Below are 15,494 nucleotides of genomic sequence, written 5' to 3'. Positions count from 1 at the left end.
TTTATCGGTTTCGCGGTAACAACCAGAATGCGTTCATTGTTCAAGCAAACGAGAACGCAGCCGCGTTGACTGGTATGTCTACCGTTTCTCTTGCAGGTTTGCTGGTTGAAGACGCACGCATCGACGGCCATAGCCAGCCGATCGACGTGCGCAGCTTCCGGCCTTTGGCGCAAAAGCACCCGCTCTCGATCGTCCTCTATTTCCACGGCGGCCTGTTCACCGCCGGTTCGCTCGACGAAACGCATGCCGTGTGCGAGGCGCTCGCATTGCAGGCGCGTGCGTGGGTGGTCTCCGTCGGTTATTCGCTCGCCCCGGCCTTGCCGTTTCCGAATGCGGTGGAAGACGCGCATCGCGCGCTGCTGTGGGCGCGGGCGGAAGCCCGGGGCATGCGTGCGGACAAGCGGCAGATGGCCGTGGCCGGTCATGACGCCGGCGCGAATATCGCCACGGGCCTCGCCGCGATTGCGCGCGACCGCGGCGACACGGGCATCCGCGCGCAGGTGCTGCTCGCGCCGCTGCTCGACCCGAGCATGACGCGCATCGGCCGCTACATGACGCCCGCGACGCCCACGACACCGGCCATCGACACGCTGGCGGCCAGCTACCGTGCATATCTGCCGACTTTGTCGCAGCGCGTTCATCCGTATGCCGCGCCGCTCGAATCGTGTCGCCTCGCCCACCTGCCGGCCACGTTCATCGCCACGGTCGAGCACGATCCGCTGCATCTCGAAGCGGAACATTACGCCGCGGCGTTGATTGCCGCGGGCGTTCCCACCGAATGCGCACGCTATGCCGACACGACGCGCGCAGGCATCGCGACGTATTCCCCCGTGCTGCGCTCCGTCGGCGCCTTTCTTCAGCGCCATCTCACGGGCAGCTGACAGCCGCGCACGCACATCGACACCTTTCACCCACCCAGGAGCACTCATCATGAAACTCAGCGGAAACACCATTTTCATCACCGGCGGCACGTCGGGTATCGGCCGTGCGCTGGCGGAAGCCTTCCACCGGCGCGGCAACAAGGTCATCGTCGCTGGCCGCCGCAAGGGGCTGCTCGATGAAATCGCACAGCGGAACCCCGGCATCGACACCGTCGAGCTCGATATCGGCGATGCGGCGCAGATCCGTACAGTCGCCGCGCAACTGATCGCGCGCTATCCGGCGCTGAACGTCGTGATCAACAACGCCGGCATCATGCCGTTCGACGATGCCGGCGGGCCGCTCGACGACGAACAGGCGGTGCGACTCGTCACGACGAACCTGCTCGGCCCCGTGCGCGTGAGCGCGGCGTTCGTCGAGCACCTGAAGCGGCAGCCCGACGCGACGATCATCAACAACAGCTCGGTGCTCGCGTATGTGCCGCTCGCCGCGACGGCCCTCTACTCGGCGACGAAGGCTGCGATCCACTCGTACACGCTGTCGCAGCGTTTCGCGCTGCGCGACACCGGCGTGCGCGTGCTCGAAATCGCGCCGCCGTGGGTCGACACCGATCTCGTGCACAAGAGCGGCGACCCGCGCGCGATGCCGGTCGACACGTTCATTGCCGAAACGCTGACGCTGCTCGAAACCGCGACGACCGAAGTCGTCGTCGACGCAGGCAAGCCGCTGCGCGACAACGCGGGGCCGAACGAACACGCGTTCGTCGAGCAGTTCAACCGGATGATTGCGGAGAACCCGATTCCGGTCGCATGACAGCCGCAAGCGCCACGCATGCGCAGCGCAGCAACACGTACTGAAGACGCTTTCCCGTCACCCTGCCTTGTCGTTCCGGAGGATCGTGCCGCGGTGAAAGCTAACCGGAATGAATGGAACGACACCTTTAATTATCGGAGTCCGAATCATGTCGAAAGAAATGGAAGAGAAGAACATCGCGTTCGTGCTGGACGCGCTCGATACCCTGTTCAACAAGAAGGATTACGAGAAGGCCGCGCAGTTCTGGTCCGACGCGTATATCCAGCACAGCCAGCACGTGCCGGCTGGCCGGGACGGCCTGTTCGGCCTCGTCGATTCGATGCCCGACCTGCGCTTCGAATACGACATGGTGGCCGCCAACGGCGATTTCGTGTGGGTGCACAGCCGCTACAGCCACTCAGCGTCGCCTGTCGCGCTGATCGCGATGGATATCCTGCGCATCGAGAACGGCAAGCTGGTCGAGCACTGGGACGTGCTGCAGAACGAAGCGGCGCGCAGCGAATCCGCCGGCGGCTATCCGATGTTCGGCGACAGGTTCGGCGACGAGCGCTGACACGCGCTTGCCAGTTCACTCGGCCCAACCTACGGAGGACGCAATGAATACACTGCTCGACGAGGCCATCCACGCCCATGGCGGGATCGACAACTGGGAAAGATTCCGCACGGTTTCGGCGGAACTCGATATCGGGGGGGCCGTCTGGCACCTGAAAGACCAGCCCGGGATGTTCCACGGTATCGAGCTGGCCGCCGACCTGCGGCGCCAGCACGTCGCGATCACGTCGAGCGGCGGCAACTGGCGCGGCACGTTCGAGTCGGACGTCGTCGCTATCGACTCCATGAACGGCGCGGCGCCCGAAGCAAGGCGCACGCCGCGCAGCGCCTATCAGGGCCACACGCAGCAAACCCGCTGGGATCGCCTGCATGCGATGTACTTCACCGGCTACGCGTTGTGGACCTACCTGACCATTCCGTTTCTCTACGCCCGCCCGGGTTTCCGGACGGAGCAGCTACCTGACTGGCACGAGAACGGCGAAACCTGGCGGCGTCTGAAGGTCACGTTCCCGGATGCGATCGCGAGCCACAGCCGCGAACAGATTTCCTATTTCGGCGAAGACGGGCTGCTGCGCCGCCATGATTACACGGTCGACGTGATGGGCGGCGCACGCGGTGCGAACTATGCGTCGGACTACCGCAACGTGCGTGGCGTGATGGTGCCGATGTCGCGCCGGGTCTTTGCGTACGACGATGCGACGCAAAAGATCGACGAACCGCTGCTCGTATCCATCGATTTCCGCAGCATCGATTTCCACACCGAATAGGTGCGGGATGCCGTTGATGGTTCGCAGGAGCGTGTTGTGACCGCTTCTTGCGCGACGGTCGATCCGCGCGTCGGGTCCGTCACCGTGCCGCCATGCGACGGGCCGATGAGGCCCCTGCGTCGCCCTAGCCTTGCGCCGACGTCAGCATGCTGTTGCCGTTGGCGCTCTGTGCCGCGGGCACCTCCTGTTGCATGACGTCCCAGTGCTCGGCGACCTTGCCGTTCTCCACGCGGAAGATGTCGACGGCCACCATCGGTTCCGGGCCCCATCCGACATAGCGTCCGTGGATGCTGACATAGTCGCCTTCCGCCACGACGAGCCCCGGCTCGTACCTGAAATCGGCCGGCAGATTGCCGAGCAGCGCCTTGATCGCGGCCGTCCCGTTCGGAATCCTCGGGTTGTGCTGCCGATAGTCTTCGCTGAACAGCCGGTCCAGCACGGCAGGATCGCGGTCGATGAATACGCCGGTGATCGCCTCGAGAACCAGTGCCTTGTTTGCTGCCGTTGACCCGGATGTCGTCATTGCCGTGCTCCGATGAATGAGGGCCGATGATTCGCGCGGCCGGTCGCGTCCGACAAAGGTACAGATCTGTTCCTTTACTCAGAATGGGCGTCTGGTGTACTTTTGTCAATCACGAAAGCGCGGAGGGCCCGGTGAGCAAGACGACAACGACCACAAGGCGGGGCGCCCCGAAACGGGGCGAGCCTTCCGCACGTGAACGGCTTGTCGAGACCGCGATCGAACTGTTCTATCAGCACGGCATCCGGGCGATCGGCATCGATGCCGTGCTCGAACGTTCGGGCGTATCGAAGTCATCGCTGTATCGCACCTTCGCGTCGAAGGATGAATTGATCGCGGCCTTCGCCGACGAGCAGAACCGCCGGTTCTGGGCCTGGTGGGACGCGATCGTTGCCGCGCACCCCGGCGCACCGCGCCGGCAGATCGACGCGTTGTTCGACGCAATCGCCGGCCTGATCGCGAGCCCAGGATTCCGCGGGTGCCCGTTCGTCAATCTCGCGACGGAGTTTCCCGATCGCGACCATCCCGGCACGGTCATCGCGTGCGCGAACAAGGCGGAGGTCCGTCACCGTCTGCACGCGCTGTGCCGCGCGCTGGTGGTCGACGATCCGGTGCGCCTGGGCAACCAGTTGTCGCTGCTGATGGAAGGCGCGTATGCGTCGGCCATGACCTTTGGCGTCGCGGATCTGAAGGGCGAGCTGGCCGATGGCGCGCGACGGCTGATCGACAGCGCAATCCAGGCGTCTCCCGACGAGCGTTGAGCCGCCCGATGCAAAAGGCCGCGCTCCGGTTCGGGCGCGGCCTGGCGATGCATTGGCGTTCATCCGGCGAGTCGAGGGCCGGCGGCGTCACCACTGAGCGCCGGCCCCCTTCCCTTCAGTGCGCGGCCGCTGCCGCGTCGCTCGATCCTCCCGCCTTGCCCGGCTTGGTAATCCAGATGAGCGGAATGATGATGATCATCACGACCGCCGCGCCGTAGAACACGTCGTTCAGGCCGAGCATGGCCGACTGCGACTGCACGACGTGGTCGAACAGCGCATACGACGATCCCTGGCCGAGCCCGAGCAGCGAATGGTAGCTGTCCATCTGCGCATTGAAGAGCGGGTTGGTCGGGCTCGACTGCTGCGTCAGGATCTCGTGGTGCATGATTGTCCGGTTGTTCCACACGACGCCCGCGAGCGACGTGCCGATGCCACCGAAGAACATCCGCGCGAAGGTGGACAGCCCCGCCGCCGCCGGCACTTTTTCGGGCGGTTGCCCCGACAGGATGATCACGGTCAGCGGCGCGAAGAACAGCGCCATCGGGATACCCTGCAGCAGCGTCGGCAGGATGATGTAGCCCTCGCTGATGTCGGTGAAGAAGAACGTGCGCATGTAGTAGACGATGGCGAAGCCGACGAACGCGAGCGTGCCGATGATGCGTGCGTCCGAGCGCGGCAGGAGCTTGCCCATGATCGGCGCGCCGATCACCGCGAAGATGCCGAGCGGCGCCGTCGCGAGCCCGGAGTCGACGGCCCGGTAGCCGAGATATTCCTGCATCCACTGCGGCAGCAGCACGAGTGTGCCGAAGAAGATCCCGTACGCGATCGCAATCGACATCGTGCCGCCGAGGAAATTGCGTTGCTTGAAGAGCGTCAGGTCGACCACCGGGTTCTTGTCGGTCAGCTCCCAGATGACGAACAGCACCAGGCCCACGACGGCGACGACGGTCAGCACGACGATCGTGTTCGACGAGAACCAGTCGAGATCCTTGCCCTTGTCGAGCATCACCTGGAGCGACGCGACCCAGACGATCAGCAGCGTCAGCCCGACGAAGTCGATCGGCAGCTTCCGGGTGGGCGTATCGCGCTTGCGGTAGAGGAACCAGACCATCGTGGCCGCGAACAGCCCGACCGGGATGTTGATGTAGAAGATCCATGACCACGCGTAGCTGTCCGTGACCCAGCCGCCGAGCGATGGCCCGACGATCGGCCCGGTCACGACGATCATCGAGAACAGCGATAGCGCGAGCGACGATTTCGATTTCGGCCACGAACTGAGGAGCAGCGCCTGCGACATCGGGATCAGCGGCCCGGCCACGAGGCCCTGCAGCACGCGCGCCCCGAGCAGGAACGGCAGCGACGGCGCGATGCCGCATAGCCACGACGCGAGCACGAACAGCAGGATCGAGCCGACGAACAGCCGGACCTGCCCGAGCCGTTGCGTCAGCCAGCCGGTCAGCGGGATGGCGACGGAATTCGCCGCGGCAAAGACGGTGATGACCCAGGTGCCCTCGTCGACCGACACGCCGAGGTTGCCCGAGATGGTGGGGATCGCAACGTTGGCGATCGATGAATCGAGGACGGTCATGAAACCCGCTAGGCCCACGCTCAGCGAGCCCAGTGCGAGCGCCGTTCCCGTCAGCGGAGGAGGATTCGATTGGTTGGCGGTCATGTTGGTGATCCGGTCAAGGTCGGGCCGGCTGCGCGCGCACGTGCGCCGGGCGACGGGAGGTCATTGGTTGGCGGCGATGATGTCGGCGATCGCGGCATCGGCCTTGTCGCCGTATTTCGCGAACACGTCGGTCTTGTAGGTCGACGGCGGATCGGTTTCCGGGCCGGTGTTGCCGTGATCCTTCACGTTGACGTCGACCGTCATCGACAGCCCGACGCGCAGCGGATGCTTTTCCAGCTCCTCGGGCGGAATCTCGATGCGCACCGGCAGCCGCTGCACGACCTTGATCCAGTTGCCCGTCGCGTTCTGCGCCGGCAGGAGCGCGAGGGCCGAGCCGGTGCCCGGCGTGAAGCCGGCCACCTTGCCGTGGTAGACGGCCGACGAACCGTAGACGTCGGCCGTGAGCTCGACCGGCTGGCCGATGCGGATGTGGCGCAGCTGCCATTCCTTGAAGTTCGCGTCGACCCACACCTGGTTCAGCGGCACGACCGACATCAGCGCGGCGCCCGGCGACACGCGCTGCCCGACCTGGACCGAGCGTTGCGCGACGTAGCCGGTCACGGGCGCCGGCAGCGTCGTGCGCGAATAGGCCAGATACGCGTCGCGTACGCGCGCGGCACTCGCCATCACGTCCGGATGGTGGTCGACGGTCGTGTTCGACGTCAGCGCCCGGTTTGAGCCGAGCTGCTGTTTCGCGGCATCGAGCGCGGCCTGTGCCGAGCGCACGGCGTCCCGTGCATGCGACATTTCTTCTTCCGACACCGCACCCGTCATGCCGGTCGACTGGCGGCGCCGCAGGTCGTCCTGCGCCTTCGCGAGATCGGACTGCCGCTCCGCGATGTTCGCGCGGTACTTGTCGTCGTCGACATACAGGCCGTGAACCTTGCGTACGGTCTGGCCGAGATCCGCTTCGGCCTGTTGCAGCGCGATCTTCGCGTCCGCCGGATCGATCTGCACGAGCGGCTCACCGGCCTTCACGATCTGCGTGTTGTCCGTGTTCACCGCGATGACCGTGCCCGACACCTGCGGCGTGATCTGCACGACGTTGCCGTTGACGTACGCGTCGTCGGTGTCGACGTGATAGCGCGCGTCGAGGAAGTAGTAGGCGCCGTAGGCGGCGCCCGCCATCCCGAGCGACGCGGCGACCAGCGCGAGCAGCGCCTTGCGCTTGCCCGGGTGCTTCGGTGCTTCGTCGGCCGGCTGTGAATCAGGGGTGTTCATGGAGGGCTCCAGTCAGGGTTTGAAGTTCAGGGTGTTTCGTGGGGTTGTGTTTCGTTCGGCACGGGATGCGTGCCGAACGGGCAAGCGATCAGTTCGTCGCCGTGGGCCGGGACGGTGCGGGAATCGGCGTTTCCGCGGTTGCCGCGAGGCCGGCCTGCGATGCATCGAAGCCGCCGCCGAGCGCCTTGATCAGCCCGATCTGCTGGCTGCGGCGGCCCATCTCGAGATTGACCACGGCGGTGTCGGCGGCCAGCCGGTTGTCGTCGGCGTTCAGCACCTGCAGTTGCTGGTTGAGCCCCGACCGGTACCGGACGACGGCCAGTTGATAGGCGGTGGTTTGCGCCTCCAGCGCCTTGCGCGCATCGACCAGTTGAAGGTCGGTCGAGCGGATCTGCGTGACCTGCGTGGCGACGTCGGACAGCGCGCCGATCAGCGTCTGGTTGTAGGTGGCGACGTCGTAGTCGAAGTCCGCATAGCGGCCCTTCAGCTGCGCGCGCAGCGCGCCGGCGTCGAAGATCGGCAGGTGAATGGCTGGGACCGCCTGGAATTGCCCGCTACCGGCCGTCAGGAAGCGCCCCCAGCCGAACGCGTCGAGCCCGGCTGCCAGCGACAGGTTGACGTCGGGGTAGAACTCGGCCTTGGCTTCCTTCACGTCGTGCATGGCCGCGTCCACCTTCCAGTAGGCCGCGACGATGTCGGGCCGGCGCGACAGCAGGTCGGCCGGCAGGTTGTCGGGCAGCGCGACGAGGTCGCCGCCGTGCAGCGACGGCGCGGCGATCGCGAGGCCGCGATCCGGGCCGGCGCCGAGCAGCGCGCCCAGTTGATAACGCACGGTCTTGATCTGGCCGTCGAGATCGCTGACGCTGGAGCGGCTCGTCGCGGTTTCGCCGTACGCGGTCTGCTGCTCCACATTGCTGTCGAGCCCCGCATGGACGCGCCCTTCCGTGATGTGTGCGATCGTCTCGCGGTTCGAGACTTCGCGCGCCTGGATGTCGCGCAGCGCATAGAGCAGCGCCAGCTGGTTGTAGGCGCTCGCCACCGACGCGGCGAGCGTGATGCGCACCTCCTCGGCTTCCGCGTCCGCGACCTTTTCCTCGGACACGGCCTGACGCAGCCGTTCGCGGTTCTTGCCCCACAGGTCGAGATCCCACGACACGCTCGCCAGCAGGCTGTTCTCGCTCTGCCACGAGCCGCCGTACGGCGGCGGCACGATGCCGTTTTCGGTGTAGCGCTGGCGCGTCCACGTATAGCTGCCGTTCGCATTCGGATACAGCGCGGATCGGGCGGTGCCGATGTAGGCCGACGCCTTCTCGATTCGCGCACGGGCCTGGTCGATGGTCGGATTGCCGCGCAACGCTTCGTCGATCAGCGCCGGCAACTGCGGATCGCCGAACTGGCCGGCCCAGTTCATCGCGGGCCACTTGCCGCCCTCGCCCGGCAGGCTCCTCGCCGATTCGAACTTCTCCGGGGCCGCGATCCGGCTGTCGCTGTGGATGCCCGCGTAGTTCACGCAGCCGGCCAGGCTGAACGCCAGCGCCGCCGCGGCGATCCATCCCTGACGAACGCCCGACTGCGGCCGGGGGAGCGAGTGATACGAGGTCGTTTCCATTTTCATTTTCCTTGGGTCATCAAGTCATCGAACGGTTAGAGAGTGCATATGCACAAATTAACCAGCCAGGTTTCGCGCATCAATGTCTGCAACGGCATGAATGAGTTGCCGGGGCGGCTAACAGTCTGGCGCGTCGTGCGTCATGCGAAACAGTTCGCGCCGCAGATGAGCCGCCTGCCGTGAGCCGAAATCGCGTTCGAAGCGTGCCTGCGCCGCCGCCCAGTGAACGGCGGCTTCATCGAGCTTCTGCGCGCCGTGCGTGGTCAATACGATCTGGAGCCGACGACGGCCCCGCCCTTCCGCGGACGTTGCCACCAGGCCGCGCCGCAGCAATGGCTTGAGCGCCCGGACCAGCGTCGTCCGGTCCATCACCATCGCTTTCGCGAGTTCGGCCATGGTCAGCCCGGCGCTGGCGGCGAGCATGCCCAGGAGGCTGAACTGCGTGGGCGTGATGCCGACGGCCGACAGATGGTGCTCGTAGAGCTTCGAGATATGCCGCGAAGCCTGGCGGAGCGCGAAACAGTCGTCGTCCAGAAGGTCGATTGAGTGCATGCGCACAGCGTAGACGCCGGCCTGCCGCGGGGCGATGGCAAACGGGTTATCAGATTGATGTCGATTCGCGCAGGAATGCCGGGGGATCGCCGGCGACGGCCAGGTGCCGTCTACGCGTCGCCCGGCGTATCGAAGTAGCCGACCGCGTGCTCGATGAAGGCCCGCACCTTGGCGGGAAGCAGCGTCCGGCTGCTGTAAGCGAGCTGGATCTCGATGCCGTCGTCGACGAGCGTGAAGCCGGCCAGCAGCCGGACCAGCTTGCCGGACGCCAGTTCGTGTTCCACCAGCGCCATCGGCATGATGCCGATGCCGAACCCCTGCAGCACCATTTCGCGGTTGAACGCGGGACTGTTCGACGACACGTCGAAATGCTGCGCGACGACGAGTTCCTCGCCGTCGATCCGGAAGCGCAGCTCCGGTTGCCGGATCGACGGCGAAATCGGCACGAAACGATGCGCGGCCAGATCCGACGGGTGGACCGGCGTCGAGGCGGTTTTCAGGTAGTCGGGCGTCGCGACGATGACGAGCGGAATCCGGTCGAGCCGCCGCACGACGGTCGTCTCGCTCACGATCATGAACGGGACCACGATGCCGAGGTCGTACCCTTCGCCGACCAGGTCGACCGGCCGTTCCGTCAGCGTGACGTCCAGCGAGACCTTCGGATGGGCGCGTTCGAACGCCGCGATCAGCGGCACGAGCCAGTAGACCGTCGCGGTCGTGTGCGCGACGAGGCGCAGCACGCCGCGCACTTCGCGCGCCTGCGTCGCGACGTCCGCCTCGATCGTGTCGACCTCGTCGAGGATGCGCACGCAGCTTTCGTAGAACCGTTCCGCCGCTTCGGTGAGCGATACGCGGCGGGTCGTGCGGTTCAGCAACCGGCATCCCATCCGTTTCTCGAGCGCGGCAATCGTGCGCGATACCGCCGGCGGCGCGATGCCGTGGTGATCGGCCGCGCGGGCGAAGCTCTTCAGTTCGACCACCGTCCGGAAAATCCGCATGCTGTCGATGTAATCCATGGCCGCATCTCGAGAACGGGTAGCAATCAGACGCAACACCGGTGCGCGCCACGCGCTCGTCCGGTTCGACGCGGGACGGTGCTGCACGACAGGCCGATCCAGCCTGGCCGGCTTGTCCGCAGCAATATAACAAAACCGGCAAGCCGAGCCGGTGCAGGCACGCGGCGATACGTGCAGCCGCGCGTTACGACGGGCCGTCGGGGATCGCAGCGGTACTCGCGAGGCTGCAAGGCGACGGCACGCCGATCGTCGATGCCGGACGGATCGTCGGCGTGATCCAGCGCGACGGCGCCGCGATCTGGCTCGAACCGGCTGGCCCGCTCGAACTGTCGGGGGCGCCGCTCGCAACGCAGTACGACACGCATGCCGAGCTGCATGCGCATTTCGCCGCGGCGCTCGACGCGGGTGAACCGCTCCGCCTGCGCCGCGCGTCGCTGCTGCCGGCGGCCGACCGGCGGCAAACCCTCACCGCGTTGTACCGCATGCACGACCCGCTGTATCGCGAATACGCACATGCGCTCGTCGATACGGCTGCGCAGGATGTCGCGCGCGCGACGACCGACGTGTTGACGGCGCTGCTGGCGTGGATCGACGCAGCGGATTGACGGCGCGCGCACCGAACCGTCGCTTCCCTGCCCCCGAATCGATGGCGAGACGCATGGCGGTGGCTCGAACCATGACCATCAGACGCGTTTTCGAAACGACGAGTTTGGATTTTCAATCATGCTGTTGTGATAAGAAAAGTTATCTACACAACACGGATGAAAATGGAAAAACGCTGAAAAGCTGCCGCTGGAACGCGCGCAGGTTCATCCCCACTTTGCACGCCACAGCATCGACCGGATGGCATTTTCGCGGGCGCTGCCTGATGGGCTCGTGCGCTTTGGGGCCGGCCGGGGAATGGATGGCGACTGGCTGCCTTCACGATGCGGCGCCATGACGATGCCTCGTGCCACGACGTTGACGTTCTCCATACCGAAATCCCGCGGAACGATGTGAATACATGGATCGATGCCGATGGCGTTGCCGGTGGCCGTCAGCACGTTCTCGCGGTCGACGTTCGGAATGTCCGGATCGAATTCGATCGGTGGAAAGAGGTGGGTGATGCGCTCGACGAAACGCCAGTGCGTCGTCTCCGGCGAGATTCGCGTGTTCGGGTGCGCAACCGCTGCGCGCCGGAAGTTCGTTCACGGCTGCGTTTCGCGCCGAGCGCAGATAACCGCAGACAACCGCCCCTCCCCCCATTTGTTCCCCCGACGCAAGACTGTTGCTCCACGGTGGGTATTCGAGATTGCAACCGGCGCGCCTACAGTTGGCTCATCGGATTCAACGATCCGTTCGGCACCGAAGCCGGGAACCCTTTACCTATCGAGGCAAATCATGAGCGCATCCAAGGTCATCATCGTCACCGGCGCATCGCAAGGCATCGGCGCGGAAACGGTCCGCGCATTCCGCACTCGCGGCCATCGTGTCGTCGCGACATCCCGTTCGATCGGGCCGTCGAACGACCCGGATCTCGTCACCGTCGCAGGCGACATCGGCGATCCGGCCGTTGCGCGTCGCGTGGTCGACGCGGCCATCGAGCACTTCGGCCGCGTCGACACGCTCGTCAACAACGCCGGCATCTTCGTCGCGAAGCCGTTCACGCAGTACACCGCGGACGACTATGCGCAGGTCACGAGCGTCAACCTGAGCGGTTTCTTCCACGTCACGCAGCATGCGATCGCCGCGATGCAGAAGCACGGCGGCGGACACGTGGTGAGCATCACGACGAGCCTGATCGATCACGCGAACAGCAACGTGCCGTCGGTGCTCGCGTCGTTGACGAAAGGCGGCTTGAATGCGGCGACGAAGTCGCTCGCGATCGAGTATGCGAAGGCCGGTATTCGCGTGAATGCGGTGTCGCCCGGCGTCATCAAGTCGCCGATGCATGCGCCCGAAACGCATGCGACGCTCGCGTCGCTGCATCCGGTCGGCCGCATGGGCGAGATGAGCGACATCGTCGATGCGATCCTCTATCTCGACTCGGCGCCGTTCGTCACGGGCGAGATCCTGCACGTCGATGGCGGCCAGAGCGCCGGGCATTGAGCCGCAGCATCGAAACCGCGAGCCGGCGCGCCTATCGCGATGCGCCGGCCCGCCTGGCGCGTGTCCCGGCCGGCTGCCTGGCCGGCTCGCGCGCCAGGTGCTCGACGAGAAAATCGACGAACACGCGCACGCGCGACGACAGAAAGCGCGCATGCGGATACAGCAGCATGAATGGCCGCGAGCGGCCGCCGAGGCCGGGCAGCACTTCCACGAGCGTACCGGTGCGCAGATCCTGCTCGACGATGAAACGGTAGGTCTGGAACAGGCCCGCGCCGCTGCGCGCGAGCGTCACACCGGCGAGGACGTCGCCCGACGTACCGTAGCTGCCGGTCGTCGCGACGTCGACTTCCTCCGATCCATCGTTGAACAGCCAGGGAATCGGCCGCCCGCTGCTCGGCAGCTCGAACTGAATGCATTCGTGCGCATGCAGATCGTCGACGGCGGCCGGCATGCCCGCGCGCTTCAGGTAGCCGGGCGTCGCGACGACCACGAGCTCCGCGTCCTCCAGCTTGCGCGCGACCAGGTTCGAATCGGCCGGTGCGCGTCCGCGGATCGCGAGATCGTAGCCTTCCTCGGCGAAATCGATGTTGCGATTGCTCAGGTGGGTTTCGACGCGTACCTCGGGGTACCGCTCGCGAAATGCCGGCAGCAGCGGCAGCACGCGATAGTGCCCGTACGGCGTCGGCATGCTGATCCGCAGCAGGCCGGCGGGCGTGGCTTGCTGGCCGGTCGCCTCGCGCTCCGCGTCGACGAGTTGCGACAGCGCGTCGCGGCATTGCTCGAAGTAGCGGCGGCCGGAATCCGTCAGGCGGATCTGGCGTGTCGTGCGCACGAACAGCCGCACGCCGAGACGCTCCTCGAGCCGTGCCACCGACCGGCTGACCGCGGCCGGCGTGACGCTCGCCGCGTTTGCCGCAAGCGTGAAGCTGCCGAGTTCGGCGGCAAGACAGAACAGCTCGATGCTGCCCAGCAGCAGGTCGTCGAATTGTCGTTGCATGGTTCCTGCCGTCTTCGGCATGTGGCGCGCGATGAAGCAACGAGTGTGCATGAATCTCGCGCGGGAAACCAGCGGGCACGCATGGCGCGATTCGTTACACCGCGTCGTGAATCAATTGCGCGACCGGCATTTACCGGCTTCGGTCGCGTGACTACAGTGATTCACAGGCAGCACCGATCGCCGAACCCTTTTCCCGCAAGGAGCACGACATGACCGTCGAACAGAAGCTGGCCGACCTCGGCCTCGCGTTACCCGAACCGCCGAACCCGCTCGGCAGCTATACGGCCGTCAGCGAAGCCGGCAACCTGCTGTTCGTCTCGGGACAACTGCCGCTCGTCGACGGCAAGGTCGCCTATACCGGCCGCGTCGGCGAGCAGTTGAGCGTCGACGAAGGCAAGCATGCCGCCCGACTGGCGGCGCTGAACGTGCTCGCGCAGATCCGTCGGCACCTGGGCGGGTTCGAACGCCTGCGCAAGATCGTGCGTGTCGAGGGGCACGTGAGTTCGGCGGACGGCTTTTTCGGGCAGCCGGCCGTGATCGATGGCGCGTCGGACCTGTTCGCCGCCGTGCTCGGCGACAAGGCGGGACACGCGCGCTCGGCGTTCTCCCAGCGCCAGTTGCCGGCCGATGCGGCTGTGATCCTCGTCGTGATCGCCGGGATCGACCCGGCGTGACGGTGCGGCCGCCCCGCGGGGCGGCGACCGGCCTCCCCCGCGCTACACGGCCGTCAACGACGCCGGCACGCCGCCTTTCCGAATCAGCACGTCGGGCGTCAAGCCGCTGCATTGCTCGACGCCCAGCATGGCCATGTTGCGGTCCACTTCGTCGCGCAGCAGGCCGATCGCGTGCATGACGCCGGCTTCGCCGGCCACGGCCGCCGCGTAATTGAACGGCCGCCCGACGAACACCATGCGCGCGCCCATCGCGACCGCTTTCAGCACGTCCGACCCGCGACGAAAACCGCTGTCGATCATCACCGGATAGTCCGCGCCCAGCGCCCGAACCACGTCGGGCAGGATCCGCATCGGCGAGACCGCGCCGTCAAGCTGGCGGCCGCCGTGGTTCGACAGGATGATGCCGTCGGCACCCGCGTCGCGGGCGATGACGGCATCGTCCACACTGAGGATGCCCTTGATCACCAGTTCGCCCTTCCATTCCTGCCGGATCCGTTCCAGGTGCCCCCAGTCGAGATGGTCGCGGGCCGAGAAATCCCGCTGCACCGTGGACGACAGGATCGGCGCGCCGCGTGTGGCGAAGGAGTTCTCGAAATGCGGCATGCCGTGCGCGAGCAGCGTCCGCGCGAAGGTGCCCGCGAGCCAGCGGGGGCGCACGATGCCGTCCCAGAACAGGCGCGGCCCGGGGCGCAGCGGCGTGGTGAAGCCGGTACGCACGTTGTTTTCGCGATTCGCGGACACGGGGATGTCGACCGTGATCACGAGCGTCCGGTAACCGGCACGCGCCACGCGTTCGAGCAGCGCGCTGATGCGGCTTGCGTCCCCTGGCAGGTAGGCCTGGAACCAGGTGCCTGGCGCGGCGGCAGCGACCTCCTCCAGTGGAATGAGCGACGAGCCGCTCATGATCGACGCGATGCCCGCGCGCTGCGCGGCACGCGCCAGCACGATATCGCCGCGATAGGCCGACAGCGCGTGGATCCCCATCGGCGCGATGCCGAACGGCGACGCGTAGTGTCGTCCGAACAGCTCGACACCCTGCTGCCGCTGCGAAACGTTGCACAGCACGCGCGTTGCAAACCCGTACTCGTCGAACACGGCACGGTTGTCGTCGCGCGTGCGGTTGTCTTCCGCGGCGCCGCTGACGTAGCCGAAGATCGGGCGCGGCAGCGCGCGGCGGGCCGCAGCTTCGAAATCGTGAAGGCACAGCATTTTGCGCAGCACGCGCGGCATGTGCGGCACGCGCGCATCGGTCAGGGGGCGGCTTGTTCCGGGAACGGATGAGGCGGAAGGAGTCATGTCTGCGGCCTGTTTTCGAATCGATGGTGGAATTTTAGGTACGCGCGGCGTGCTTAAAAAGCGATAATCTTCCAATG

At 66.1% G+C, this 15,494-nt stretch carries 17 protein-coding genes; 8 read left to right on the top strand and 9 right to left on the bottom strand.

Annotated elements, in window-relative coordinates; translation table 11 throughout:
* The first annotated feature begins 74 nt into the window (after positions 1–74).
* The 4 genes from HAV18_RS33455 to HAV18_RS33440 all read left to right on the top strand — a co-directional run bounded on the left by HAV18_RS33455 (position 75) and on the right by HAV18_RS33440 (position 3,011).
* A complete protein-coding gene (locus HAV18_RS33455; protein ID WP_166964502.1) occupies positions 75–881 on the top strand; it encodes an alpha/beta hydrolase in 807 nt (268 codons plus the stop codon).
* 49 nt (positions 882–930) lie between these two features.
* Positions 931–1,692: an SDR family oxidoreductase gene (locus tag HAV18_RS33450; RefSeq protein ID WP_166964501.1), complete on the top strand. Its 762-nt coding sequence runs from the start codon at positions 931–933 to the stop codon at positions 1,690–1,692.
* A gap of 148 nt (positions 1,693–1,840) precedes the next feature.
* Positions 1,841–2,245, top strand: coding sequence for an ester cyclase (locus HAV18_RS33445; RefSeq protein ID WP_166964500.1), 405 nt, complete (start codon positions 1,841–1,843; stop codon positions 2,243–2,245).
* Between the two features lie 43 nt (positions 2,246–2,288).
* The gene (locus tag HAV18_RS33440; protein WP_208102221.1) at positions 2,289–3,011 is read left to right on the top strand and encodes a hypothetical protein; all 723 of its coding nucleotides are present in this window, start codon (positions 2,289–2,291) and stop codon (positions 3,009–3,011) included.
* 124 nt (positions 3,012–3,135) lie between these two features.
* Here HAV18_RS33440 and HAV18_RS33435 read toward each other — a convergent pair whose 3' ends face one another.
* Positions 3,136–3,534, bottom strand: coding sequence for a nuclear transport factor 2 family protein (locus HAV18_RS33435; RefSeq protein ID WP_166964499.1), 399 nt, complete (start codon positions 3,532–3,534; stop codon positions 3,136–3,138).
* A gap of 26 nt (positions 3,535–3,560) precedes the next feature.
* On the opposite strand from HAV18_RS33435, the gene HAV18_RS33430 reads away from it, so the two are divergent.
* Positions 3,561–4,292, top strand: a complete 732-nt coding sequence (locus tag HAV18_RS33430; RefSeq protein ID WP_208102220.1) for a TetR/AcrR family transcriptional regulator — start codon at positions 3,561–3,563, stop codon at positions 4,290–4,292.
* A 115-nt stretch (positions 4,293–4,407) separates the two neighbouring features.
* Here HAV18_RS33430 and HAV18_RS33425 read toward each other — a convergent pair whose 3' ends face one another.
* From HAV18_RS33425 to HAV18_RS33405, 5 genes are all read right to left on the bottom strand, one after another.
* Positions 4,408–5,964, bottom strand: coding sequence for a DHA2 family efflux MFS transporter permease subunit (locus HAV18_RS33425; protein WP_166964498.1), 1,557 nt, complete (start codon positions 5,962–5,964; stop codon positions 4,408–4,410).
* A gap of 60 nt (positions 5,965–6,024) precedes the next feature.
* Positions 6,025–7,185 (bottom strand): HlyD family efflux transporter periplasmic adaptor subunit, encoded by a 1,161-nt coding sequence (locus HAV18_RS33420; protein WP_166964497.1) that lies wholly within the window; start codon positions 7,183–7,185, stop codon positions 6,025–6,027.
* Positions 7,186–7,273: 88 nt separating this feature from the next.
* Positions 7,274–8,794 (bottom strand): efflux transporter outer membrane subunit, encoded by a 1,521-nt coding sequence (locus HAV18_RS33415; RefSeq protein WP_166964495.1) that lies wholly within the window; start codon positions 8,792–8,794, stop codon positions 7,274–7,276.
* A gap of 117 nt (positions 8,795–8,911) precedes the next feature.
* Positions 8,912–9,346 (bottom strand): MarR family winged helix-turn-helix transcriptional regulator, encoded by a 435-nt coding sequence (locus HAV18_RS33410; RefSeq protein WP_166964494.1) that lies wholly within the window; start codon positions 9,344–9,346, stop codon positions 8,912–8,914.
* 110 nt (positions 9,347–9,456) lie between these two features.
* Positions 9,457–10,362: a LysR family transcriptional regulator gene (locus tag HAV18_RS33405; RefSeq protein WP_166964493.1), complete on the bottom strand. Its 906-nt coding sequence runs from the start codon at positions 10,360–10,362 to the stop codon at positions 9,457–9,459.
* A 272-nt stretch (positions 10,363–10,634) separates the two neighbouring features.
* Here HAV18_RS33405 and HAV18_RS33400 point away from each other — a divergent pair, with 272 nt between their 5' ends.
* Entirely contained in the window at positions 10,635–10,967 is a 333-nt protein-coding gene (locus HAV18_RS33400; protein WP_166964491.1) for a hypothetical protein, read from the top strand.
* A gap of 204 nt (positions 10,968–11,171) precedes the next feature.
* Here the strand turns inward: HAV18_RS33400 and HAV18_RS33395 are convergent, their stop codons facing one another.
* Positions 11,172–11,405 (bottom strand): hypothetical protein, encoded by a 234-nt coding sequence (locus tag HAV18_RS33395; protein ID WP_166964490.1) that lies wholly within the window; start codon positions 11,403–11,405, stop codon positions 11,172–11,174.
* A gap of 337 nt (positions 11,406–11,742) precedes the next feature.
* On the opposite strand from HAV18_RS33395, the gene HAV18_RS33390 reads away from it, so the two are divergent.
* Entirely contained in the window at positions 11,743–12,450 is a 708-nt protein-coding gene (locus HAV18_RS33390; protein ID WP_166964488.1) for an SDR family NAD(P)-dependent oxidoreductase, read from the top strand.
* 31 nt (positions 12,451–12,481) lie between these two features.
* On the opposite strand, the gene HAV18_RS33385 is transcribed toward HAV18_RS33390, so the two are convergent.
* On the bottom strand, positions 12,482–13,447 hold the full coding sequence (locus HAV18_RS33385; RefSeq protein WP_166964487.1) for a LysR family transcriptional regulator: 966 nt from the start codon (positions 13,445–13,447) through the stop codon (positions 12,482–12,484).
* Positions 13,448–13,656: 209 nt separating this feature from the next.
* Here HAV18_RS33385 and HAV18_RS33380 point away from each other — a divergent pair, with 209 nt between their 5' ends.
* Positions 13,657–14,121 (top strand): RidA family protein, encoded by a 465-nt coding sequence (locus HAV18_RS33380; RefSeq protein ID WP_166964485.1) that lies wholly within the window; start codon positions 13,657–13,659, stop codon positions 14,119–14,121.
* 42 nt (positions 14,122–14,163) lie between these two features.
* On the opposite strand, the gene HAV18_RS33375 is transcribed toward HAV18_RS33380, so the two are convergent.
* Positions 14,164–15,417, bottom strand: a complete 1,254-nt coding sequence (locus tag HAV18_RS33375) for an alpha-hydroxy acid oxidase (RefSeq protein ID WP_407062448.1) — start codon at positions 15,415–15,417, stop codon at positions 14,164–14,166.
* Positions 15,418–15,494 lie beyond the last annotated feature (77 nt).

Source organism: Burkholderia sp. D-99, from assembly GCF_011605345.1.
Taxonomy (GTDB): domain Bacteria; phylum Pseudomonadota; class Gammaproteobacteria; order Burkholderiales; family Burkholderiaceae; genus Burkholderia.
Note: the sequence above shows the minus strand (reverse complement) of the source record. Positions and strands in the feature narration are given on the sequence as shown.